Annotated in this window: 15 protein-coding genes; 8 read left to right on the top strand and 7 right to left on the bottom strand. The window is 58.2% G+C overall.

Features of this window, described 5'->3' with window-relative positions:
* Positions 1 to 2: 2 nt before the first annotated feature.
* The 3 genes from ACVBEG_RS21680 to amaB form a co-directional block, all read right to left on the bottom strand.
* On the bottom strand, positions 3 to 1139 hold the full coding sequence (locus ACVBEG_RS21680; protein WP_322177596.1) for a branched-chain amino acid ABC transporter substrate-binding protein: 1137 nt from the start codon (positions 1137 to 1139) through the stop codon (positions 3 to 5).
* A 377-nt stretch (positions 1140 to 1516) separates the two neighbouring features.
* Complete coding sequence (amaA, locus tag ACVBEG_RS21685) at positions 1517 to 2800, bottom strand: L-pipecolate oxidase (RefSeq protein ID WP_322177595.1); 1284 nt, start codon at positions 2798 to 2800, stop codon at positions 1517 to 1519.
* Positions 2801 to 2896: 96 nt separating this feature from the next.
* Positions 2897 to 4387 (bottom strand): L-piperidine-6-carboxylate dehydrogenase, encoded by a 1491-nt coding sequence (amaB, locus tag ACVBEG_RS21690; RefSeq protein WP_322277974.1) that lies wholly within the window; start codon positions 4385 to 4387, stop codon positions 2897 to 2899.
* 181 nt (positions 4388 to 4568) lie between these two features.
* On the opposite strand from amaB, the gene ACVBEG_RS21695 reads away from it, so the two are divergent.
* The 5 genes from ACVBEG_RS21695 (at position 4569) to ACVBEG_RS21715 (ending at position 9713) form a co-directional block, all read left to right on the top strand.
* Entirely contained in the window at positions 4569 to 5471 is a 903-nt protein-coding gene (locus tag ACVBEG_RS21695; RefSeq protein WP_323565832.1) for a LysR family transcriptional regulator, read from the top strand.
* A gap of 110 nt (positions 5472 to 5581) precedes the next feature.
* Positions 5582 to 6826 carry a nicotinate phosphoribosyltransferase gene (pncB, locus tag ACVBEG_RS21700; RefSeq protein WP_322177592.1) on the top strand — a complete coding sequence of 415 codons (1245 nt, stop codon included), beginning with the start codon at positions 5582 to 5584 and terminating at the stop codon, positions 6824 to 6826.
* A gap of 3 nt (positions 6827 to 6829) precedes the next feature.
* On the top strand, positions 6830 to 7657 hold the full coding sequence (gene nadE, locus ACVBEG_RS21705; RefSeq protein WP_322177591.1) for an ammonia-dependent NAD(+) synthetase: 828 nt from the start codon (positions 6830 to 6832) through the stop codon (positions 7655 to 7657).
* Between the two features lie 224 nt (positions 7658 to 7881).
* Positions 7882 to 8895 carry a 2-oxoadipate dioxygenase/decarboxylase family protein gene (locus tag ACVBEG_RS21710; protein WP_322177590.1) on the top strand — a complete coding sequence of 338 codons (1014 nt, stop codon included), beginning with the start codon at positions 7882 to 7884 and terminating at the stop codon, positions 8893 to 8895.
* Positions 8896 to 9017: 122 nt separating this feature from the next.
* Entirely contained in the window at positions 9018 to 9713 is a 696-nt protein-coding gene (locus tag ACVBEG_RS21715; RefSeq protein ID WP_322277970.1) for a hypothetical protein, read from the top strand.
* Between the two features lie 38 nt (positions 9714 to 9751).
* On the opposite strand, the gene azu is transcribed toward ACVBEG_RS21715, so the two are convergent.
* On the bottom strand, positions 9752 to 10198 hold the full coding sequence (gene azu, locus ACVBEG_RS21720) for an azurin (protein ID WP_322177588.1): 447 nt from the start codon (positions 10196 to 10198) through the stop codon (positions 9752 to 9754).
* A 360-nt stretch (positions 10199 to 10558) separates the two neighbouring features.
* Between azu and ACVBEG_RS21725 the strand changes: the two genes are divergently transcribed.
* Positions 10559 to 11146, top strand: coding sequence for an LOG family protein (locus ACVBEG_RS21725; RefSeq protein ID WP_447108301.1), 588 nt, complete (start codon positions 10559 to 10561; stop codon positions 11144 to 11146).
* A 108-nt stretch (positions 11147 to 11254) separates the two neighbouring features.
* Positions 11255 to 11440 (top strand): hypothetical protein, encoded by a 186-nt coding sequence (locus ACVBEG_RS21730; protein ID WP_219062446.1) that lies wholly within the window; start codon positions 11255 to 11257, stop codon positions 11438 to 11440.
* A gap of 98 nt (positions 11441 to 11538) precedes the next feature.
* Here ACVBEG_RS21730 and ACVBEG_RS21735 read toward each other — a convergent pair whose 3' ends face one another.
* The 3 genes from ACVBEG_RS21735 to ACVBEG_RS21745 all read right to left on the bottom strand — a co-directional run bounded on the left by ACVBEG_RS21735 (position 11539) and on the right by ACVBEG_RS21745 (position 18324).
* Positions 11539 to 12441, bottom strand: a complete 903-nt coding sequence (locus ACVBEG_RS21735; protein ID WP_322177586.1) for a transglutaminase family protein — start codon at positions 12439 to 12441, stop codon at positions 11539 to 11541.
* Positions 12441 to 14936: a circularly permuted type 2 ATP-grasp protein gene (locus ACVBEG_RS21740; RefSeq protein ID WP_323569180.1), complete on the bottom strand. Its 2496-nt coding sequence runs from the start codon at positions 14934 to 14936 to the stop codon at positions 12441 to 12443. Before ACVBEG_RS21740 ends, ACVBEG_RS21735 begins: the two co-directional genes overlap by 1 nt.
* Before the next feature lie 97 nt (positions 14937 to 15033).
* On the bottom strand, positions 15034 to 18324 hold the full coding sequence (locus tag ACVBEG_RS21745) for a transglutaminase family protein (protein ID WP_322177584.1): 3291 nt from the start codon (positions 18322 to 18324) through the stop codon (positions 15034 to 15036).
* Positions 18325 to 18672: 348 nt separating this feature from the next.
* Here ACVBEG_RS21745 and ACVBEG_RS21750 point away from each other — a divergent pair, with 348 nt between their 5' ends.
* Positions 18673 to 23268 carry a hypothetical protein gene (locus tag ACVBEG_RS21750; RefSeq protein WP_447108302.1) on the top strand — a complete coding sequence of 1532 codons (4596 nt, stop codon included), beginning with the start codon at positions 18673 to 18675 and terminating at the stop codon, positions 23266 to 23268.
* Positions 23269 to 23342 lie beyond the last annotated feature (74 nt).

A 23342-nucleotide genomic window follows, 5' to 3' on the forward strand; every position in this document is an offset into this window, starting at 1 on the left:
TCTCACTTCTGTTTTTCCAGCTGATGGTATTTGCCTTGTGCATCCCACTGGTAAACCACGTAATCGGAGACTTTCAAGTCGCCTTTACCGTCCCAGTTTTTCTTGCCCATTACGGTTTGCACCGTATTGGCTTTGAGCCACTCGGCGGCAGCCTCGCCTTTGTTGGACTTGGCACCATTGAACGCGGCAGCCAAGGCCTGCACAGACGCGTAGGCATACAGGGTGTAGCCTTCAGGCTCGTAACCGGAGGAGCGGAACTTCTCAACCACAACCTTGCTGTCTGGCAACATGCGAGGGTCGGCACCGAAGGTCATGTACACGCCGTCGACGTACTGAGCACCACCGGCGGTGGTCACCAGCTCGTCAGTCACGATGCCGTCATCGGACATGAACTTAACGTCTTTGAGGCCCTGTTCACGCAGTTGACGGACCAGTGGGCCGGCTTCCGGGTGCAGGCCACCGAAGTAAACGACATCGGCTTTTTCTGAACGGATCTTGGTGACCAGGGCGCTGAAATCTTTTTCGCCGCGGGTAAGACCTTCTTCAATAACCGGTTTAACACCACGCGCGGTCAACTGCTTCGACGTAGCGTCAGCCAGACCCTTGCCGTAAGTGTCTTTGTCGTTGATCACAGCAACGCGTTTGCCTTTGAGCACATCGACGATGTAATCGCCGGCGACGATGCCCTGCTGATCATCACGCCCACACATACGGAACATGGCTTTCAGGCCGCGCTCGGTGACGACGGGGTTGGTGGAACCCGGGGTCATCACGATGATGCCTGCGTCGGCATACACTTCTGAAGCAGGAATCGTCGACGATGAGCAGAAGTGCCCAACCACGCCCACCACTTTGTCCTGATCGGTCAGACGGTTGGCTACCGCGACCGCCTGTTTCGGTTCGCAGGCGTCATCGCCCTTGACCAATACGATTTTCTCGCCGTTTACACCACCGCTGGCATTGATCGCGTCCGCTGCAGCCTGGGCGCCTCTCATGTATTGCTCACCGAAGGACGCGTTCGCACCGGTCATCGGACCTGCTACGCCAATTTTGACATCTGCCTGAACAAACGAAGAAACACCCAATGCAGTAGCAACTGCGAGTGCCAGAAAACCTTTCCTGTAAAACGTCTGCGACATGTGATGGTGCTCCTGAGGTGTTTTAGTTAGCACAGCAACTTCAGCGGAAGCTTCGATTCAGCTACAAGCGCAGAGCAAGTGGCGTGCCATAGGTTTTTTATTCTGAAAAAAGTCGTTGTTTTGTTGTTATTCGACCGTTTTGTGCCCTTTTTCATTGGGCGTGCAACCGTCTAAACCGGAACAGGTACAACCCTCCTTATATAAAAGAGCAACCCTCCCCCTTAAAACTTGCAACCCATGCAGGCGACCCCGTGCAACCCGACTGTAACCGTACGCGTAACCGAAGTGCACATCCGCGGTGCGCGTCCGCTACGGGACGCACCATTAGAGGTTAGTTGGTGCGCGAAAAAGCGCCGCTCGTTGCCAGAAAATTCTCCTCAAATCACGATTCGCAGGCACTGGCCCGCGTGATACAGGGAAAAACCCGCCTCATAAAGGCGGCTGCGCAGCCCCACACCCGACAACGGCAGCATCGGCGCAAACGGAATCGGCAACACCTTGGTATCGCCATGGCACAGGTAATCGGCAAACGCCTTACCCACGACGCTGCCCGTGGTGTTGCCTCGACCGTTATAACCGGTGACGGCCACCAACCCCGGCGCAGGCTCAAAGAGCCGCAACAGGTGGTCAGGGGTAAACGCGATACAGCCCGTCCAGGTGAATTCCCAGTCCACCGGTTTGAGGTAGGGGAAATAATGCTGCTGGACGCGGTCTGCCCACGCTTTGAGGAACCAGGCCGGCTTCTGATTACCGTTGCCCAGGCTGCCTAACAACAGACGACCATCAGCGTCGCGACGAATGCTGCTGAGCACCTGGCGCGTGTCCCAGGAACCCTGCCCACCCGGCAAAATCCGCTGTGCAGCCTCTTCGGTCAGTGGCGCCGAGGCGACCTGATAGTAATAACCCGGGAAAAAGTTACGGCGCAGCTCCGTCCATTCGCCTTCGGTATACGCATTGGAAGCAATCACCACTTTCTCGGCCAGCACGGCACCGTGTTCGGTGATGACGCACCAACGCTCGCCCTGACGTTCCAGGCGGGTGACCGGGGAGTGATCGAATAGTTGACCGCCGAGGCTGCCCACGGCTTTTGCGAGCCCGCTGGTGAAGGCCATCGGGTTGAATGTGCCTGCACGGCGATCCAGCAGGGCTGCGGATATTTTCTGAGTGCCGGTGGCGTCCTGGCACGCCTTGCCGGTGAGTAACTCGACCGGCGCGCCCCGACGCTTCCATTGTTCCTCGCGACTGCGCAGATCGGCTTCGCCACGGGCGTTGTGCGCCATGTGCAGTGTACCTTCGCGGCGCAACTGGCAATCGATGTTGTATTTGTCGACCAGGCTGAACACCAACGACGGCGCGGCGCCGAGCATCTGATTCAACTGACTGCCGACTTTCTTTCCGAAGCCGGCTTCAATCTCGTCTGGAGGTATCCACAACCCGGCGTTGACCAGCCCTACATTGCGCCCAGAGCCCCCATGGCCGGTGCGGTGGGCCTCAAGCACGGCGACCCGTTTGCCTTGCTCCAACAAATGAATCGCTGCCGACAACCCGGTGATGCCCGCGCCAATCACGCACACATCGACCGTCAATTCGCCCTTGAGCGCCTCGGCCTCAGGCCGTTGTGGCGTCAGCTTTTCCCACAGACATTCTTCGCGTAGCGCCATCGCAAAAACCCCAAATCAAGTCAATCGCGGGCAAGTCCGCTCCTACAAGGACAACGCAGAACCTGTAGGAGCGGGCTTGCCCGCGACAAGGGACTGTCAGTCGAACGTAATGCCCTGCGCCAGCGGCAATTCAAGGGAGTAGTTCACGGTCGCCGTCTGGCGACGCATGTAACCGCGCCATGAATCCGAGCCCGACTCACGACCGCCACCGGTTTCTTTCTCACCGCCAAAAGCGCCGCCGATTTCCGCACCGCTTGGGCCGATGTTGACGTTGGCGATCCCGCAGTCGCTGCCCAACGCAGAAATAAACTGCTCTGCTTCGCGCACGTCCGTCGTGAAAATGCACGACGACAGGCCTTGCGGCACGGCGTTGTTCAGGCGCACGGCTTCAGCGAAATCGTCGTAACCCACCACGTATAAAATCGGGGCGAAGGTTTCGGTACAAACCACATCACTTTGCTCTGGCATTTCGACGATGGCCGGGGACACGTAGTAAGCATCGGGGAACTGCTCGACCAATTGACGCTTGCCGCCAAATACTCGACCGCCTTCGCTCAGGGCCTGTTCAAGGGCGTCCTGCATATTTTCGTAGCTGTTTTTGTCGATCAACGGACCGACCAGATTGCCTTCCAGCGGATGACCGATGCGTACTTTGGCGTAGGCGGTTTTCAGGCGGCTGACGATTTCGTCCTTGACCGATTCGTGGGCAATCAAGCGACGCAAACTGGTGCAGCGTTGGCCGGCCGTACCGACTGCGCTGAACAGAATCGCGCGCACGGCGAGATCAAGGTCGGCGCTTGGGCCGAGGATCATTGCGTTGTTGCCGCCCAGTTCAAGAATGCTGCGGGCAAAGCGTGCCGCGATTTTCGGCGCGACTTCGCGGCCCATGCGCGTGCTGCCAGTGGCACTGATCAGCGCCACGCGTGGGTCGTCGACCAGTGCTTCGCCGGCTTCACGCCCACCGATAACCACCTGGCTCAAGTAAGCAGGCGCATCAGGGAAATGTTTGAGCACGCCTTCGAACAGCGCCTGGCAGGCCAGTGCGGTCAGCGGGGTTTTTTCCGACGGTTTCCAGATCACGGCATTGCCGCAGACCAGCGCCAGTGCGGTGTTCCAGGCCCAGACCGCGACCGGGAAGTTGAACGCACTGATCACACCGACGACGCCCAGCGGGTGCCAGGTTTCGCGCATATGGTGACCTGGGCGCTCGGAAGCGATGGTCAGACCGTACAGCTGGCGCGACAGGCCGACAGCGAAATCGCAGATGTCGATCATTTCCTGCACTTCACCCAGACCTTCCTGAGTGATTTTGCCTGCTTCCCAAGACACCAACTGGCCCAACTCGGCCTTGTGCTTGCGCAGGGCATCACCAAACAAACGAATCAGCTCACCACGGCGAGGCGCCGGAACTTTACGCCAGGCTTCGAACGCGTGCTCGGCACGGGTGACGTGCTGCTCGACTTCCGCTCGCCCTTCCCAATGCACGGAAGCGATACGGCTGCCATCGACAGGCGTGTGCACGGCCTGATCGCCGTTCTGATACAGGGCGGGATCGACACCGAGGCGATTGAGCAAGTCGGTAAGCATGTTGTCTCCTTGATTCTGGACATGAAAAACGGAAATCGAAAGATAGGTGAAGCGTCAGGCTCTACTAATAGCTGGCCTGAGACGTGCGAACAAACGACCATTAGGCGAGATATCATTCCGTTTATTCATGCTGCCCCCTCCCGTCTGCACGTGGCAGCCTCGAAAAACATAAGGCCTGAGCATGCTCAACAAACGTTATCTGCCATCAATCACCGCGTTGCAATGCTTTGAGGCAGTGACCCGGCACTTGAGTTTTACCCGCGCGGCCGAAGAGCTGAACCTGACGCAAAGCGCCGTCAGCAAACAAGTCGCCCAGCTTGAAGAACTGGTGCAGCACTTGCTGTTTCGCCGCGTGCGCCGACGTCTGCAACTGACCCCGGCCGGCGCGCTGTACTTGGGCGAAGTGCGCAAAATCCTCACACAGGTGGAAATGTCGACCCACTACCTGCGGTCCTACGGTGGCGAAACCGAAGTGCTGCGCGTGTCCACGCCATCGACCTTCGGCGCCCGCTGGCTGGTGCCCAGGCTCAAGGGCTGGCGATTGCGCCATCCGCACATCCACCTGGACCTAATGGATGAACAGGAACCCGACGACCTGATTCAGGGCCGCTGTGACATGGCGTTTTATTTCGGCCAAGGCGCCCGTCCGGGTGCCGAGTCGGTAAAACTGTTCAGCGAAGAACTTATTCCGGTCTGCGCGCCCGGCAGCCTGCCGGACACACCATTTACCGACCCGACCCAGCTAAGCGATCTGGTGCTGCTGCAAAGCGCCTCACGCCCGCAAGCCTGGCATGACTGGTTCGACAGCCAGGGTTACCACACCGAACACAGCTACCACGGGCCGCGCTTCGAGACGTTCTACATGTGCATACGCGCCGCACAGGTCGGGTGCGGGGTCGCGCTGCTCCCGCGGTTTCTGGTCGAGGAGGAGCTGGCGAACGGTAAGCTGGTCATCCCCTGGCCCCATGCGCTGCCTAGCCGTGATGCTTATTACCTGGCCTACCCGGAGCACACGGCAGAAGTGCCGAAAATCCGGGATTTCGTGCGTTGGATGCTGGAACAGTTGGATAACCCGACAAGTTAGGGGCGACAATGCCGGCCCAGCAGCCCGCACGGACGTCAGCAGCGCCTTTACAGCGTTGCCTGAGCGTTGCGAGCCCAACCCCCCATCGGCCGCTCTGGAGAGCTGACAACATGAGTGAGAGCGCCTTCTCCGATCGCATCGTGCAGAACCTGCTCGACACCGACTTCTACAAGCTGACCATGATGCAAGCGGTGCTGCACAACTACCCAAACGTCGACGTAGAGTGGGAGTTTCGTTGCCGCAATGGCGAAGACCTGCGGCCTTATCTGGCCGAGATCCGTCATCAGATCGAGCTGCTCTGCGAGCTGTCCATGAGCGACGCTCAACTGGGTTTTCTTGAGCGCATCAGCTTTATGAAGCCTGATTTCCTGCGCTTCCTCGGTTTGTTCCGCTTCAACATGCGCTATGTGCAGACCAGCATCGAGAACGGTGAGCTGTGCATCCGCCTCCACGGGCCGTGGCTGCACGTGATTATGTTCGAAGTGCCGCTGCTGGCCATTGTCAGCGAAGTGCGCAACCGTCATCGCCACCCCGACACATTGCTCGTGCAGGCGCGTGATCAGCTGTATCGCAAATTCGACTGGCTATACGCCAACGCCACCGCCGATGAGCTGGCAGAACTGAAAGTTGCGGACTTCGGCACCCGTCGGCGCTTCTCCTACCGCGTGCAAGAGGAAGTGGTCAGCGTGCTCAAGCGCGACTTCCCCGGCCAGTTCGTCGGCACCAGCAACGTGCAACTGGCCCGCACGCTGGACCTCAAACCGCTCGGCACCATGGCCCACGAATGGATCATGGCCCACCAGCAACTCGGCCCGAGGCTGATCGACAGTCAAAGTGCCGCGCTCGACTGCTGGGTCCGTGAATACCGTGGCCTGCTAGGTATTGCCTTGACCGATTGCATCACCACCGACGCCTTCCTCAACGATTTCGATCTGTACTTCGCCAAACTGTTCGACGGGTTACGCCATGATTCCGGCGACCCGATCATGTGGGCCGAAAAATGCATTGATCATTACCAGAAGCTCGGCATCGACCCGATGAGCAAGACCCTGGTGTTCTCCGACGGCCTGAACCTGCCCAAGGCGCTGGATATATTCCGTACGCTACGAGGTCGAATCAACGTCAGCTTCGGCATCGGGACCAATCTCACCGCCGACATCCCCGGTGTAGAGCCCTTGAGCATTGTGCTTAAAATGACGGCTTGCGCGGGTCAGGCCGTGGCGAAAATTTCCGACGAACCCGGTAAGACGCAATGCAAGGACCCCAACTTTGTCGCCTACCTGCGGCATGTGTTCGAAGTGCCTGCGAGCCCGGTTTCCAACCCTTCCGTTTCTGCACAACCTGTTAAGGAGTGAATCATGCAAGCCGTACAGCTCCAGATCGCTGAACAGCTCAAGGTCCAGCCGCCTTTCGCCAACCAGAATGCACTTGAAGCCGAGGTCGCCCGACGGATCGCCTTTATCCAGCAATGCCTGCAGAACGCCAGGCTCAAGACCCTGGTACTGGGCATCAGTGGCGGTGTCGACTCGCTGACCGCCGGTTTGCTCGCGCAACGCGCCGTCGAGCAATTGCGTAAAAGCACCGGGGATGACAGTTATCGGTTCATCGCAGTCCGCCTGCCGTACCAGGTCCAGTTCGACGAGCACGAAGCCCAGGCGTGTCTGGAGTTCATTGCGCCGGACGAGTCGCACACAGTCAATATCGGTCCGTCCGTGCAAGCGCTGGCAGCGCAGATCAAGGCATTCGAAGGCCAACACGCCAGCGCGGTAGATTTTGTGATGGGCAACACCAAGGCGCGGATGCGCATGGTCGCGCAATACACCATCGCCGGCGCGCGCCAGGGGCTGGTGATCGGCACCGACCATGCGGCGGAAGCCGTGATGGGTTTTTTCACCAAGTTCGGCGACGGTGCCTGCGACCTGGCACCGCTCAGCGGGCTGGTGAAAAATCAGGTTCGGGCCATTGCCCGCAGTTTTGGCGCCCCGCAATCGCTGGTGGAAAAAGTCCCCACCGCTGACCTTGAAGACCTGGTACCCGGCAAACCGGATGAGGCGTCCCACGGCGTGACCTATGCCGAGATCGATGCGTTCCTGCATGGCGAGACGGTCCGCGAAGAAGCCTTCAAGATCATCCGCGACACCTACGCAAAAACGCAGCACAAGCGCGAACTGCCATTCGCGCCGTAAAACAACACAGAACCCACGTAGGAGCGGGCTTGCCCGCGATTGCGGTGTAACTGACACACCGTATCAAGCTGATCGCGGCGGGACGCGTAGTTGCAAGCCCGCGCCTACAGAGGGATGGCGTTTCAACAATAGAAAACGGAATGAACCTGCCGTTTTTTTTCGCTTGTCCGGCTGGCTGATCAACGCTTTCATAGGCACCTCTCATTCAGCCAGAGCCGCTGCCCATGTCCTCGTTCCAAGGCCTTTTCTCTCTCGTCGCCTCCGTCGTCGGCCAACCCGCTGCGCAGTGGCTTGAATCCCACGTCGAAGTACCGGAAGGGCTGCACGCCTTCAGCTGGAGCGACAGCGCGCTGCATCGCGCGTGGTTGGCTGAAGCGCTGAACCTGTGCCTACTCCACAAGCTGGTGGAGGCTGTGCCAGCAGGTCGCGTATACGTCGACGAACAAGCCGAAAATGGCCGCAAAGTGCTGTTCGACCACGGCGCGATTCGTACCGTGGACTGGTTCGATAACGGCGAACTGCCGCGCGGTCGCCTGGCGTTCACTCGCTTACTGGAGCCGTTGGGCTTTACTGACGTGCGCACGTATCCACTGACCAAACTGAACATGACTGGCTGGGCTTATCGCCAGCAAGATCTGCCGGAAGACATCGCCCAGTTCTTCGTTTCCGAACTGCATCCCGGTCGGTTCAGCGAAGCGTTTCAGGGGGCCGTCAGCCGCGTGGCCCGCTCCAGCCGCGATCCGCTGAACGCCGAGCACTTGAGCATCCTCAAACGCCTGCAACTGACCCGTCACTGCACCTTGGCCGAAGCGTATCGCTTGCTGCCGGGGCTATACGACGCATTCGAGCGCCAGCATGGCGTGGTGCAGCACGCGGATTATCAGCAAGTCCTGAGCGAGAGCGCGGAAATGGCCTGGATCGCCACCGAAGGCAATAGCTTCAATCACCTGACCGACCGGGTCACCGACCTTGAGGCTTTAGTGGCCGACCAGAACCGCAAGGATCGGCCTATGAAGGCCTGCATCGAAGTGTCCGCATCGGGCCGAGTGATGCAAACCGCCTACAAGGCCTGCACCGTGAGTCGCGCAATGGCGGACACCAATGGCCAGTTGCATGAGCATCAGGTGCCCGGCTCGTTTGTCGAATTTATCCAGCGCAAACTCGACCCCGTCGACGACAAGCTCGATCTGAACTTCGACAGCAGCAATGCGCAGGCCATCTTTAAGATGACGTCCTGAAGAAGAACACACTGCACCGAGCATAACACTGTAGGAAACTTCCCGATTTCTGTTAACCCATTGAGTTGGCGCGATGCGTTAGGCAACCTGTTGTCAGACGTTTCGCGCAAGGACTCAGTTGGATGCTCAGTGCCTACAGGGCTTATCACCTTCAACGCCTTTCGATGATTCAGCGTGCCTGGTTTCTTCCACTGTTCGCTGGTCTCGGCGTCATCAGCTGGATCGCAATCGCCACCTGCGAGTCCCCCGCCAACGACAGCGGTTACCGCAGCAGCACCCACTTTATGTTGATTGGCGAAATGCCCGCGAACACCGCCCTGCGGGGAACGGCCCAATACGATCCGATGCCGGGCCAGCGCGGCTGCCCTTATCACCACCCACAGTTACACCTGGACACTCGCCCAAGCGATTTACCGCAGACATTCAGCTTTGAAGTACCGCTGGCGTGGCACCTTCCAGACTGCACGCTGCAGTTAAGCGAAGTGGATTTCGTCACGGAGGGTTTTTATGGGGCCGGGTACGCGCAACGCAGCAGTACGACCAGCGGCGCAATCGCCGTGCGTGATGCGCTGCAAAAAGGTGTACCGGGGTTTCCCGAATCCGGGGAAAAGGAATATCGCGGGATATGCAGTTGGCAGACGTATACCCAGCCGGATGGGCAAAACCTGCAATCGCTCTTGACCTGCCATGCCGCGAATCGGCAGTGGACACTGATCGGCGATCAGCGCAGGCCGCGTCGCCCGGGAGGCGCCGTGAGCCGCAATGAACTGGCGGGTAAAACCATCCACATGACATTCAGGATGGCTGAAGCGTCATAGCCCGACGCGGGGCCGGGCCATGACACTGTGCGCAAGCGTTACTTCAGGACGATAGCGCCTTTCATCATGCTGATGTGGCCTGGGAACGTGCAGAAAAACGCATATTTTTCAGCGGCATTAAGCTTCGACACATCGAACGTCACCGAATCCTTTTCGCCAGCACCAATGACTTTGGTGTGCGCAATGACCCGGGCATCACCGTCTTTCAGGTAATTTTTGTCGATGCCTGCGCCGATACCGTCGGTAGCGACGGGTTGCGCGTCAGCTTCTTTGGCCAACACCCAGTTATGGCCCATGACAGTTTTTGCCAAGCTGCCGGAGTGGGTCAGATTAACAGTGAACGTTTTGCAGGTTTTGTCGACAGTGATTTCTTTAGTGCTGTAGGACATCTGGTCCGTGGAATCGATGTCGACCTTGCACTCTGCCGCCAACAGGTGGCCACTGACTAATGTCAGCAGGGATACAGCAACAAGTTTACGAAGCATGGTGAATCTCCAAGGCAGGGTAATTTTTTTGAAAAAACTGTCTGTTGGAAGACTGCCTGATCTGCGGTCAAGTTCCAATGACCTGCGTCAACGCAACGCATGTCACTGTCTACAGCTATCGACGTCATCGAAACAATCAACCAGCCAAGCGAGTAGCGACGCCCTAACATGGGGCCATCATCACTCACTGGAGCACACATCATGCACCTCAACAGCCTGTTTCGCAGCTTGTTTGCCGCTTATGCGTGCGGCGCCAGCGGTACCTATGAACACCATTACGAATAACCAGGACGCGACTGGCGCTTGGACTGAGGTGCCCGAGCCCTTACTCTGTGAGCATCGATGATCATGGAGCAGGCAATGTCTTTAACATCCGTATGTGTATTTTGCGGTGCCAGCGCCGGCACTAACCCGGTGTACCGCGAAGCTGCGATTGCGTTGGGCCGTACCTTGGCTGAACGCAAGTTGACCCTGATCTACGGCGGCGGTGCCGTTGGCCTGATGGGTATCGTGGCCGATGCCGCATTGGCGGCCGGCGGCGAAGTGGTCGGGATCATCCCCGAAAGCCTGCAAAATGCTGAAATCGGCCACAAAGGACTGACCCGACTGGAAGTCGTCGATGGCATGCATGCCCGCAAAGCGCGCATGGCGGAACTAAGCGATGCCTTTATCGCTCTACCGGGTGGTTTGGGGACGCTGGAAGAAATGTTCGAAGTCTGGACCTGGGGCCAGCTGGGCTATCACGCCAAACCGCTGGGTCTGATGGACGTGAACGGTTTCTACAGCAAACTGACCGACTTTCTCGACCACGTGGTCAGCGAAGGTTTTGTCCGCGAGCAGCACCGCGGCATGCTCCAGGTCAGCGAGTCGCCGGGCGAACTGCTGGACGCCCTGGATGCCTGGAAACCCCTGGCAGCACCCAAGTGGGCAGACCAAAAGCCGACCTGACCAGCCGGTCAAAAGTCTCGCAGAGACCGTTGAGCACACAACGCCGTGTGCCCGACCCGGTTCTCAGGCAGAATAGCGGCATTTCCCGCCTTATACAGAGGACCGCCCATGGCTAAACCTAACTATTCCTTCGCCAAACGTCAGAGAGATCTGGCAAAAGAGCAGAAGAAAGAGGAAAAGCTGCAGAAAAAGAATGCTGCCCTGACTGAAACCGGCGCAGAAGGCGAAACCGTTGAAGGCCAAGAGCCTGCCGACGACGCTGAGGCGACTCCAGAGCAAACGCCTGCCAGCTAAAACCGCGGGGCTTCGCCAATCGACGAAGCCCGTACGCCACGTCTGTCGTTAATGCGGCAGACCATGGCACCTCCCCCTTCAGAATGTATTAACCAAGGTCAATCGGCCTCGGCGCTGACCGGCATCACCGTCACCCGAACCTCCGGGTCATGACTGCCTCCCCCCAGAATCACCCCACGCAACGGCGATACATCGGAGAAATCCCGGCCCCAGGCCAGGCTGATGTGCTCCAACGCTGGCTGCACATTGTTGGTCGGATCAAAATCGACCCAACCCAACACCGGACAAAATACCGAAATCCAGGCATGCGACGCATCTGCGCCAATCATGCGTGGCTGGCCGGGCGGTGGCTGGGTGAGCAGATAACCGCTGACATAGCGTGCCGCAAGGCCGCGCGAACGCAGGCAGGCAAGCATCAAGTGGGCAAAGTCCTGACACACCCCGCGTCGATTTTCCAACACCTCGACCAGCGGCGTTGCCACCTGAGTGGCTTCACCGTCGAAGGTGAACTCACTGAAAATCTTCTCCATCAACGCCTGCACGCACAGCAATAACGGCTGATCGTGGGGAAAACAGCTTTCGGAGAAGTCGACGAAGGTTTGTTTCAAATGCACATACGGGGACTCGAAGCGGAACCGGCACGCTTCTAGAATCGCTGGTGACATCGGCCGCCCGCTGTAGGTCAACGCGCTGCGCGTGGCATCCCAATCGGCGGACAGGCTAAAGTCCAGCGACGGCCGGGCCAACACTTCGACCCGCAGTCGTGCGTTGACCCGCAACTCATCATGCGGTCGCTCGAATGCCAGACGCGTGAGCGGATTGCCAAATACATCCAGCTCATCCCGTCGGCTGGTGGGCGTCGGAGTGATCAGCAATTGCTGCTCGGTACAACGCTGCCAAGCGCAAGGCCGTGGCCACAAATGGGCCAATTGCTGCGCCAGGGACACCGGGCTGTCGTATTCATAATGAGTGTCGTGAAAAATCTGGTAATGGGCGCTCATCAGACGGACACCGTACGCTGGCTGACATCATCGACGTGGGCAAAATGGCGCAAGGCCAATCGGTCCGACACTTGGCCGCTGGCCTCGCCGATGCTCTGCAGCAAATCGGCCAGACCATCGAGTACAGCGCGCACGCTGCCCTGGCCGAACAGCGAGTTCTCCAGGCTGCCAAGGTCGAAGGCCGACAGGCGTCTGATCAATAACGGCAAGCTGGTATCGCGAGGCGCGCCGAAGTCTTCGTTCAAACGGACCAGCGAACTCGACACCAGCTTCAACTGGAACAACACCGCGTGCGGGTTTTGCTCATCGAGCAACAGCAAGTCGAGCACCGGAATCAATTGCGGCACTGCCAGGTAACGCGAGCGGTAGGTGATGCTGCTATTGCCCAGCTCCAACAGCCACTCCAGGCCCGCGTCATCGTTTACCGCAGCATCGCGCAGAAACGCCGCCAGGCTGGTACTGAGAAACCGTAGCCGCTCGATACGTCGACCGATCATCAAAAAGCGCCAGCCTTCATCGCGGGTCATGTCGTCCAGAGCAAAGCCGGACAAGGCTGCCAGTGACATCACCAGACGGTTGAGGAAGTCCAGCAGTTCACCAAAGTCGGGATCGTCTGTTTCCAGGCTCATGGTTTCGCGCTGCAGTTCAACCAGCGCTTGCCAGTTTTCTCGCGACAGCTTGCCGCGCACTTGCGATGCCGCCCATTGCAGGCGTTGCAGGTTGGCCCGCAGGCTGAAGACCCCGTCTTCGCCCAACAGCCCCGCGAGCAAACGCTCATGCAGTTCGCCCCCCTCTTCCTCGTCCGGCAGCAAGTGCAGGCTCTCGCCCAGCTTTACCGCCGCTTGCAGGGCCAAAGGGTCGTCGCCATCGACATAACGCGCCAACATGATGCGCAACAACCGAGCGCTGTCATCGCAACGCTCGCAGTAGCGGCCGAACCAGAACAAATTCTCCACCACCCGCGATGGCAGATAAGGATCACGTCGAATCAGGTCACGCACACCGAGGGCACGCTGACCTTTCCACGGTTCGACACCATAGACACGCTCACCCAAGACCCAGGTGTCCTTGCTCGCTCCGCCACGCTGCATCGACACCACGTCGGCATCGGCCTCGGCAGCCACCCGGGTCAATCCACCCGGCAGCACCCGATAACCGTCGGCGCAGGCGACGGCATACACCCGCATGCCAATCGCCCGAGGTTGCAACTGATCGCCATCGGTTTGCCACACAGGTGCGTGGGACAGTTGCGCCAGCTCCTGCGCAACATACGCGTAAGGCCGGGCCTGCATCCGCTCCGCCAATGCCTGACGCTGCTCGGCATTCAAATCGCGGCCGAACACCGGCGTGAAACTTTGTGACGGGAACGCTGGTTTGATCAGCAGTTCAGGAAGTTTTTCCAGCGCCTGGGCCAGCACCGGAGGTTCGCCGCACCACCATGTCGCCACGGACGGAAGGATCAATTCTTCACCAAACAGGTGCTGATTGATTTTCGGCAGAAAGCCCAGCAAGCCAGGTGATTCCAGAACGCCGCTGCCCAAGGCGTTGGCGACCAGTACCCGCCCTTGGCGCACCGCCTCCAACAAACCGGGAACGCCCAGCGCAGAGTCGGTACGCAACTCCAATGGATCGCAGAAGTCATCGTCGAGCCGACGCATGATCGCGTGAACCCGGCGCAGGCCACTGAGCGTTTTCAGGTAAACCGTGGCGTCGCGCACCGTCAGATCGCCGCCTTCGACCAGCGGATAACCCAGTTGGCGAGCGAGATAAAGGTGTTCGAAGTAGCTTTCGTTGAAGCGGCCGGGGGTCAACAGAACCACCAGTGGCGCTTCGTTGTCGCTGGGCGCCTGGCGCACCAGCGTCTCTTGCAAGGCGCGGAAAAAGCCCGACAGGTGCTGCACCTGCAAGTCGCGGTACATGTCCGGGAACGCGCGCGAGACGATTTGCCGGTTTTCCAGCGCAAAACCGGCCCCCGAGGGCGCCTGGGTACGGTCGGCGGTTACCCACCAGCGGCCGTCGGGAGTGCGCGCCAAATCCACAGCGTACATGTGCAGGAACGTGCCTTCGGGCGGTTTCACGCCCTGACACGGCCACAGAAAATTGTTATGCCCGAACACCAGTTCCGCCGGCAGCAAGCCGTCGGCGATCAACTGCTGAGGACCGTACAGGTCGGCCAGTACCGCATTGAGCAATCGCGCCCGCTGAGCGATGCCCGCAGCGACGTGCTGCCATTCCTGAGCCGGTATCAGGTGTGGCAGTAGATCGAGTTCCCAAGGCCGGTCTGCGCCTTTTGGATCGGCATAGACGTTGTAGGTCACCCCGTTTTCCTGAATCTGCCGAGTCAGCAACGCCTGACGCTGCATCAACTGCGCGGGCGTGCTGCGTTGCAGATGCTCATACAGGCGCTGCCAATGCGGACGAACAGCGCCACTGGCATCGAGCATCTCGTGATAAGTACCCGCAGTCAGCGGATAACGGTCAAGCAGGTCAGGCATGAAAGTCTCGGCAGACAACAAAAGACATCGAATGAGTACAGAAAAATGTCACGCGCTCAGGCAAACCCTGCGCGTGGCATCTCCCTCAATGGGCTTGCTAGTGGCGGCGCATATCCAGCGTCATCGGCAGTTCATCATTAATGCTCAACAACGGCACTTGCAGCTTGCCGGGGCTATGGCCAATACGGAAGAAACGCGACAGACGACGGCTTTCTGCCTCATTGGCATTCACCGGCAACGTCTCGTAATTGCGCCCCCCAGGATGCGCGACATGATACTCGCAACCCCCCAGCGAACGCTGCATCCACGTGTCGAGCAGGTCGAACACCAACGGCGCGTGCACCGGGATGGTCGGCTGCAAACAATTGGAGGGCTGCCACGCACGATAACGCACGCCCGCAACGAACTCGCCGACCCGTCCTGTCGGCTGCAGCGGCACCGCGATGCCATTGCAGGTCAGCATGTAACGCTGCGGCGGCAAGCCATTGACCTTGATCTGCAAGCGCTCCAGCGACGAGTCGACATAGCGCACCGCGCCTCCCGCAGCCCCTTCTTCACCCAGCACATGCCAGGGCTCCAGTGCCTGACGCACTTCCAGTTCGATGCCGCTGACCGCGTAATCGCCGACTTTCGGGAAACGGAACTCCAGATGCGCGGCAAACCATTCGGCACGCACTGGATAACCGGCGGCATTCAGCTCGACGATGACATCGGCAAAATCCTGTTCGATAAAGTGCGGCAGCATGAAGCGGTCGTGCAGCTCGGTGCCCCAACGCGCCAACTTGGCGGGCGCATACGGCTCACGCCAGAAACGCGCGACCAATGCACGCAGCAACAGCTGCTGGGCCAGGCTCATGCGGGCATGGGGAGGCATTTCAAAAGCGCGCAGCTCCAGCAGGCCCAAACGCCCCGTCGCACCATCAGGCGAGTAGAGTTTGTCGACACAGAACTCAGCGCGGTGCGTGTTGCCGGTGACATCGATCAACAGGTTTCGCAGCAACCGGTCCACCCGCCACGGCGCACATTCTTCGCCCGGTTCCGGCATTTGCGCGAAGGCAATCTCCAGTTCGTACAGCGAATCGTTGCGCGCCTCATCGACACGCGGCGCTTGTGAGGTCGGGCCGATAAACAAGCCGGAAAACAGATACGACAATGAGGGATGGTTGTGCCAATAGCTGAGCAAACTGCGCAGCAAATCCGGACGCCGTAGAAAGGGTGAGTCCGCAGGGGTCGCGCCGCCGAGGACGAAATGGTTGCCACCGCCGGTACCGGTGTGGCGACCATCGATCATGAATTTCTCGGTGGTCAGACGTGTCAGCCGCGCCTGTTCATAGAGAAATTCGGTGCGTTCAACCAACTCATCCCAACTGGCAGAGGGCTGCACATTGACTTCGATGACACCCGGATCAGGGGTGATCCGGAAATTCGACAACCGTGGATCGCTGGGCGGCTCATACCCTTCGAGCAATACCGGGCAGTGCAGTTCCTCGGCAGTGGCTTCGATGGCAGCGACCAGTTCGAGGTAGTCCTCGAGTTTCTCCAGCGGCGGCATGAACAGGTACAACCGCCCTTCTCGCGCTTCGGCGCACAACGCGGTACGCGTCAGCCAATCGGCCGACTCATCGATCTTGGGCTCGCGCTCGGCGCCTGGGTTTGCGTGCTCGGTCAAGCCGCGGAGCTGCGTCTGCAACTGCTCGCTGGCAGGCAGTTCAGCAAACGCCTGATTGTGGTCAGTCGGATGAATGAATGGGTATTCCGCCGCCTTGACCCACGGTTGCGACGCCAGCGGCAGTCGATAACCGAGTGCCGAATCCCCCGGCACCAGCCGGCAATGATTGTCGCGCAGAAACCAGCGACCGCTCTGCCACAGGTCGCCCGCCGCATTGCGCGCCAGGGGCAGAACTTGCCCGATGACCTTGTCCAGCCCTTGGGCGAACACTTTGCGCAGGCGATCACGCTCCAGCGGGTCAGCCAGACGCGAATCCTCGGCCCCGACGTTCAGCGGCAACGCACCTTCGCGCCACAGGTAATAGAAATTATCTTCATAGGCCGGGAATACAAAGCGCGCGGGCAGTTTCAGGCGCTCTGCAACGCTGGCAAGGAAACGTCCGGCCAACGTGCCATCGGCACCGTAGTCTTCGGTTTCATCTGCGACCAAGGCGTTGTTACGCCATACCGGCTGCCCATCGCGACGCCAGAAACAGTTCAGAGACCAGCGCGGCAATTGCTCGCCGGGGTACCACTTGCCCTGCCCAAAGTGCACGAGGCCCTTTGGCGCGTAATGCTTACGCATGCGCTGGAACAACTCGGCAGACAACCGACGTTTTTCTGGGCCGAGGGCGGCGGTGTTCCACTCATCGCCATCACGGTCATCAATCGATACAAACGTCGGTTCGCCGCCCATGGTCAGGCGCACGTCATCACGGGTCAGGTCACTGTCGATCTTGTGCCCAAGGGCCTGGATCGCCAGCCACTGTTCTTCGCTGTAGGGCTTGGTGACGCGGGGCGCTTCCCAGATGCGCTCGACCGACATTTCATGAGTGAACTCGGTTTCACAGGGCTCGACCAGGCCACTGATCGGCGCCGCAGAAGACGGTTCCGGGCTGCAAGCCAATGGAATATGGCCTTCGCCCGCGAACAGACCGGACGTTGCATCAAGTCCGACCCAGCCAGCACCGGGCAGATACACCTCGCACCACGCGTGCAAATCGGTGAAATCGACATCGGTGCCGGACGGCCCGTCGAGCGCTTCGACATCCGCCTTGAGCTGGATCAGGTAGCCCGACACGAAACGCGCAGCCATGCCCAAGTGACGCAGCAACTGCACCAGCAACCAGGCCGAATCGCGGCATGAGCCGGAAGCGTTTTCCAGGGTGAATTCCGGCGTCTGCACGCCAGGCTCCATACGAATCAGGTAATCGATGTCCTGGCTCAAGCGCTGGTTCAGCGCCACCAGAAAATCGATGGCAGGCAATGGCGTGCGATCGATGCTCGCCAGATAAGCCGAAAACTTCGGGGTCAGCGGCAATTTTTCAAGGTACGGCGCCAGCTCTCGCTGTTCATCGCTGGCGTAGGTAAAGGGGATTTTTTCCGCGTACGGCTCAAGAAAGAAGTCGAACGGGTTGAACACCGCCATCTCGGCGACCAGATCAACCTCTACGCGTAACTCGTTGGTCTTTTCGGGGAAGACCAGGCGGGCCAGATAGTTACCTTGAGGGTCCTGCTGCCAGTTGACGAAGTGCTGCTCAGGCTGGACTTTCAAGGCATAAGACAAAATGCGTGTACGGCTATGCGCCGCCGGACGGAGTCGAACGATCTGCGGACCCAACTCGACCGCGCGGTCGTAGCGGTAATGCGTGACATGGTGCAAGGCGATATGAATCGACACGGCGTGCCTCCTGCGAGCCTGGACGGTAATGGAACCGCGCAAGACTTATGCCATCCGGGCAAATACGGCGGTTCCTCGGTACAGCAGCAGCGTTGGGCACCATTAAAGCGCCATGTCTGACCTGCGGTGCAAGCGTTGCACACAAACAGTGCTTGCGCCCAAAAAACCTGCGCCCTGAACGGTTTCCTTCAGAAAGTCCCTCTGCGGCCCAGCGCCTGGTGAATCCCACACACACAATAACTATGTAAAGCAGGCTTCCTGGCGCTCCCGGCTTAGATGGTCCACCCATTGATCATGGGCGGGCACGAACAAGACTCCCCCAGCGAGGGCATAGATCGAGTCGTGGAAATGACATCTTTAGAGACAACCTCAATAGAAATGCTCAACGCCAACATTGAAACTTCATTAGCAGCACCGACCAAACACACACCTTTCACTCATTGGGGCCGCCCTGAATTGGGTGACTTCGCACTGTTGCTGGACGTGCTTACTGCGAAAAAAACTGCCAGCGATTTCAACTTCGAAATACCCCGTCTTCAACCCACTCCCGGCACGCCCTTTCACAAGGACTATGCCGCGGCAGTCGACACGTTGAATGCCTTCGCGGCCACCCGTACATTTATCGACGTCTGTGCGGCTCAAAAAATAGGGTCACTCACCGAGGTCAGTATTACCAGGACCCAGGGGCTGCGCGGATATGATGCTGAACGAACAGATCACGATCTGACCCTGATCATCAGGGCATCGGACGAACTCAGGGACGCCCTGAAAGCACTGTTTGATACCGCAGATCAACTGGGTGGAGCACTGTACGGCGACGGTACGGTACAACCCTTTCAACTGCTGAAACGCTATGGTTTGACGCCGCCAACAAATCAGGTCGAGAGTCGGGTTTGCATTGATGCGCTGCAAGCCACCCAAGAAGCAGTACTTCGAATCATCACCCGTGAAACGGTAGATATCGGCGAGAACATCGACGGCGCACTCGTCATCGAGACGCTCAAACACTTCATGTCAGGCAGTGCTGCGCCTTGGGTGGATCAACTCGGCGGGACCTTTCTGAGGTCGTCGCTGATCTCCGACATTCGCGCCTATCCAATGACCACGTTTGCAAAGATCGTGGAGTCTGCCGAAGGACAACGTCTTGCCCATAGCCTGCTAGTTGCCCTGGGCTGGTATGGAGCCCACGCACACCAGAGGACATCACCGGCCATCGTTGCGAAACTGGTACATCACGCGCTCGCGCGGGCGTTGGACCCTGCCTCAAACCTGCTGGGCTATGAATTTGAAAGCCCAGAAAACGCGGGGAAAAGTTACAGCGCCCTGCGTGACGACATTGAAAAGCACTACCAGCAGCACGGCATAGCGGCCTATGACAAAACGGCAGTGCTGGTCAGTTTCTTGCTGAGAGCGCATTACCCGGTCGACTTCCAGATTGAAGGTTCGCCCCCCGAACTCGGGTACCGATGGAGTTCGGCGTGGGTGCATTTTCAACACGGCATCAACCTTGCCCACGCCATTGAACCCGGCTCGGCGCTGACGATGAATTACCAGCAGCTCTCAACCTATGCATCGACCTTGCTCGGCACGGCGACACCCGAACAAGAGTTATTGATTTCGGCAACACTTACACCGCCAGCCTTGCAGTGGGCCACTGCGCACACAGTGATCCAGCCCACGGAAGACGGAGGCTATTCAACGGAACAGCGCAACACGGCAATGGCGCAGTTTACCGACCACGAAGAAACGCTAGAGAACGCCATACAACAGCTTAAACAACCTGCCCCCCAACGCCTGGACATGACACGAAAAACACTGGCCGAATGGAACTTGCCTCCAGAGACTGAATTCATCAGTTTTCCGGAGACAGACCTGGACATGACCCTACAGGCCAACAGACGCCGTTATTCAGTCGACTACAGAAACTTCTACCCTAACGGACCCGCGAGTTATTCGGCTCTGGACCTGCTGGCCTCTGGTCGATTAAAGGGGGATAACCCTGCGTGGATCCCGCCCTATCTCTATGAGCTTGGCGCCTTCCACCCGCAGTTTTTAAGATACAAAGGCCTTCCTGACATACCCACCGCATTCGAGGCCGACTTCGGGTCATGGCTGAAAAGCACAAAGGCTGCCTATGAACACATCATCATGGCGCTCATCAGCGATCTTCCCAAGCAAGAACGCGACGCCATTGAACAAGGCCATGTTCAGTTATATGGATTGCGTAAACCTACCGCCAACATTGCGCTGGACGATGATGATCGCAATTTCCTGCCACTGATGGCGCGGTATGGATTCATCATCCACGCCACCCATGAAGGCCGAGAAAACGTTCATGAAGTGTTGCCTTATGCAGGGTTTATCCGTCGCAGGGATGACCTCGCTCTTGCGCCGATATCCAATGCAATCAAGCTCCGCAACAGCGCCTTTATGCGTCGCGGGACGCTGCTGCCATTCGACCTGAACGCACACGCCACAGGGGCTGCGCCGCTGTTAAACACCACTTCTACCGCGGTTGTTCACTTTCTCCACGGGTATCTTCCTGCCCAGCACACAACAGCGCTGGCGGAGACCTGGCGACCGTTGCGAGCGGCGCAGATAGGCCGTGACGTGGCCCAAGGTTATCTTTTCGAAAGCGAAAGTAAACTGCGCGAAGCGGCCAGGGGAGTCACCCTGTTCGACGGCTCGGTCGATGCGGTGGCGTTTCTGAAAGACTACGTCATCCCTATATGGGGTCCACTGGAAGATCTTGTTTCGGGCATCAAGTCGGGCGACCTTCGCACTATCATCATGGCCACGATCGGACTTGCTTTTGATGTGCTTTCTCTAATAGCGCCGCTGGCAAAAGTCGGCAGCCTCACGTTTCGCTTCGTGCGCAATGCCGCGACATTTGGCCTCAGAGCCAACCTGCCCCGCCTGGCGCCTCTTGCCAGCAACTACCTTGTCACCGCAGTGACGGCAATTAACCCGTTAGACGGAGTTTTCACCCTGTTCAACTCCGGCACGCACGTCGTCCTGAAACTGAATCATGCAGGCACGCGCTTACTTCGGGTTGGCGTCAAACAGTTGAGGGATCGGCTGACGACAGTCCGTCATGGCAATAAGGGTTTACGTCTGGTCACCGACGAACAACAAGCCGTCTGGACATTATCAGACAGCCGCTATCGCGTGCGAAAGGTCAATCAGCATCAAAACGTGCTGACTTATCATGACCTTCGTTCATCGGCAAAAGGTTCGACACCTTATCTTGTCGACCCCATGACACGTCAGCCCTATGGCGCGCCATTGATGCGTATCAACGACCAAGGCAGCCTCAGTCGCCATGTGCCCACAGACATCGCACTCAATGATCAGAATGGCGGCTGGACGCTTTTGGACACGACACCGAACCTTACTAAACATTGGACGCGCTGGGGGGATGATCTCTTTCTGGAAGCCGGCGGCATTACGTATAAAAAGATAACCCGCGAGAACGGGCAGTCTGTATTGAAGCGGGCACGGGCTTTAAACAAAGCAGATGAATTGGACCCGCTCTTGAAAGTGCCTTGCCGACTTAAAAGATCACCGGACGACCTTATTAAGTGTGCCGCGAACAGGTTCATTAATGCAGGACACAGTAACGTTGACGCGGCCCGGACACAGGGGGTCGATGCCGTGCCCTGGTTTACAGATAGGCGCGTGACCGCCGACGATACGGGCACACTGGTACATCAACGCAGTGTCCATGAGATAAAAAACGGCCTGCTCATTAAAAAATCAGGAACCGCGTTACTTCTGCCTAAAAACTACAAACAGAAAATTACGGCAACCGTCACGGGGGGAAACGATATTTTCAAACAGATCGAGATCAAGGACGGTCTGGTGGAGGGTATAAAAGATACCCGTATCATTTCGGCTGTTGTCGCAAAACGAACAGTCGGCGGCGCGAGAGTCATCGTTACCCAGGCGGACGAGGGCATTTATTACTCTGGAAATTTTTTTGACGACCGGTCGCTGGCCTTAACCAGAATACAGGTGAACATTAATAACGTGGACTCGGCAACCCGCCTCAAAGATGAACACTATCTTATCTATATTTATAATGGCTCTTATGATGCGAACAGGTACATAAAAGAACTTAGCCCCGCCGTCATCGACGCCGACCTGAACGCGATCAGGCGGGACATCGTTGCGGGAAGGGAAACCTACATCAGCACATTTGTAGGGGGGCCTTTCGACATGGGTACTACGCCTCAGCAGGCGGCACTCTTTTGCAAATATACTCAAGACCGCGCTGTTGTGGCTGCTCGTGTTAACAGGCCCTCATGGACGTCGCTCGACCTGAACACTCCGCTGACAGCGAGAGCGGGGATTGCCACTGAACTGAACAGGCTGCACGTGTCAGAGACAACATTTACCGCAGACAACATTACACAGCGGGCAACGACACAACGCCTGACCCCTGAAAACAAAAACTTCGCGTACGTAAAAATCAAATCAAAAGATTCAGACAGCCAACCGACGAAAGTCTATTACAGCCTGTCAGGCTTAAAAAAGCCTCGTCTTGATTTTCCACTGACAAAACAGGTCGACAAAGGCGATGACTCCACGCTGAAAAACTGGAACATCACCAAGGCAGGCATCGCGGTGTCGCCGGACAAAACGCATTACATCAATGCTCAGCGAACTAAAAACCCGGTCGGCACGCGTAAAGCGGACCCTCACGAGGCCCTCTTCCTTCCCGACCTGACCGCTAACGCGTCAGGAAATCACAGGATGATGGACAGCGAGCACATGATATTGAACGCACTAAACGCCGATAAAATTGACTTTACCAAGGTGGAATCGATAGAGGTTTTTTCAACCTATCCGACCTGCCAGTCCTGCACTGCGGGGCTCATGGCACTTAAATCGAAAGTGCCTGATGGGGAGTTCACGGTGTTCGAAGGAGGCCGGCTACCTTGACCGAAGACGTTAAACACGCCTGACGGCCTGACCACAACGCTCGCCTGAGGCTGGCGTTGTGGTGCATGGGCTCG

The sequence above is a fragment of the Pseudomonas sp. GG8 genome (genome assembly GCF_052976945.1).

Excerpts from the sequence above, each read along its gene's own strand:
- ACVBEG_RS21750 (WP_447108302.1), top strand. The coding sequence starts at position 18,673 with ATGACATCTTTAGAGACAACCTCAATAGAAATGCTCAACGCCAACATT.
- amaA (WP_322177595.1), bottom strand. The coding sequence starts at position 2,800 with ATGGCGCTACGCGAAGAATGTCTGTGGGAAAAGCTGACGCCACAACGG.
- ACVBEG_RS21715 (WP_322277970.1), top strand. The coding sequence starts at position 9,018 with ATGCTCAGTGCCTACAGGGCTTATCACCTTCAACGCCTTTCGATGATT.
- azu (WP_322177588.1), bottom strand. The coding sequence starts at position 10,198 with ATGCTTCGTAAACTTGTTGCTGTATCCCTGCTGACATTAGTCAGTGGC.
- ACVBEG_RS21695 (WP_323565832.1), top strand. The coding sequence starts at position 4,569 with ATGCTCAACAAACGTTATCTGCCATCAATCACCGCGTTGCAATGCTTT.
- ACVBEG_RS21740 (WP_323569180.1), bottom strand. The coding sequence starts at position 14,936 with ATGCCTGACCTGCTTGACCGTTATCCGCTGACTGCGGGTACTTATCAC.
- ACVBEG_RS21710 (WP_322177590.1), top strand. The coding sequence starts at position 7,882 with ATGTCCTCGTTCCAAGGCCTTTTCTCTCTCGTCGCCTCCGTCGTCGGC.
- nadE (WP_322177591.1), top strand. The coding sequence starts at position 6,830 with ATGCAAGCCGTACAGCTCCAGATCGCTGAACAGCTCAAGGTCCAGCCG.
- ACVBEG_RS21735 (WP_322177586.1), bottom strand. The coding sequence starts at position 12,441 with ATGAGCGCCCATTACCAGATTTTTCACGACACTCATTATGAATACGAC.
- pncB (WP_322177592.1), top strand. The coding sequence starts at position 5,582 with ATGAGTGAGAGCGCCTTCTCCGATCGCATCGTGCAGAACCTGCTCGAC.
- ACVBEG_RS21680 (WP_322177596.1), bottom strand. The coding sequence starts at position 1,139 with ATGTCGCAGACGTTTTACAGGAAAGGTTTTCTGGCACTCGCAGTTGCT.
- ACVBEG_RS21725 (WP_447108301.1), top strand. The coding sequence starts at position 10,559 with ATGTCTTTAACATCCGTATGTGTATTTTGCGGTGCCAGCGCCGGCACT.
- ACVBEG_RS21730 (WP_219062446.1), top strand. The coding sequence starts at position 11,255 with ATGGCTAAACCTAACTATTCCTTCGCCAAACGTCAGAGAGATCTGGCA.
- amaB (WP_322277974.1), bottom strand. The coding sequence starts at position 4,387 with ATGCTTACCGACTTGCTCAATCGCCTCGGTGTCGATCCCGCCCTGTAT.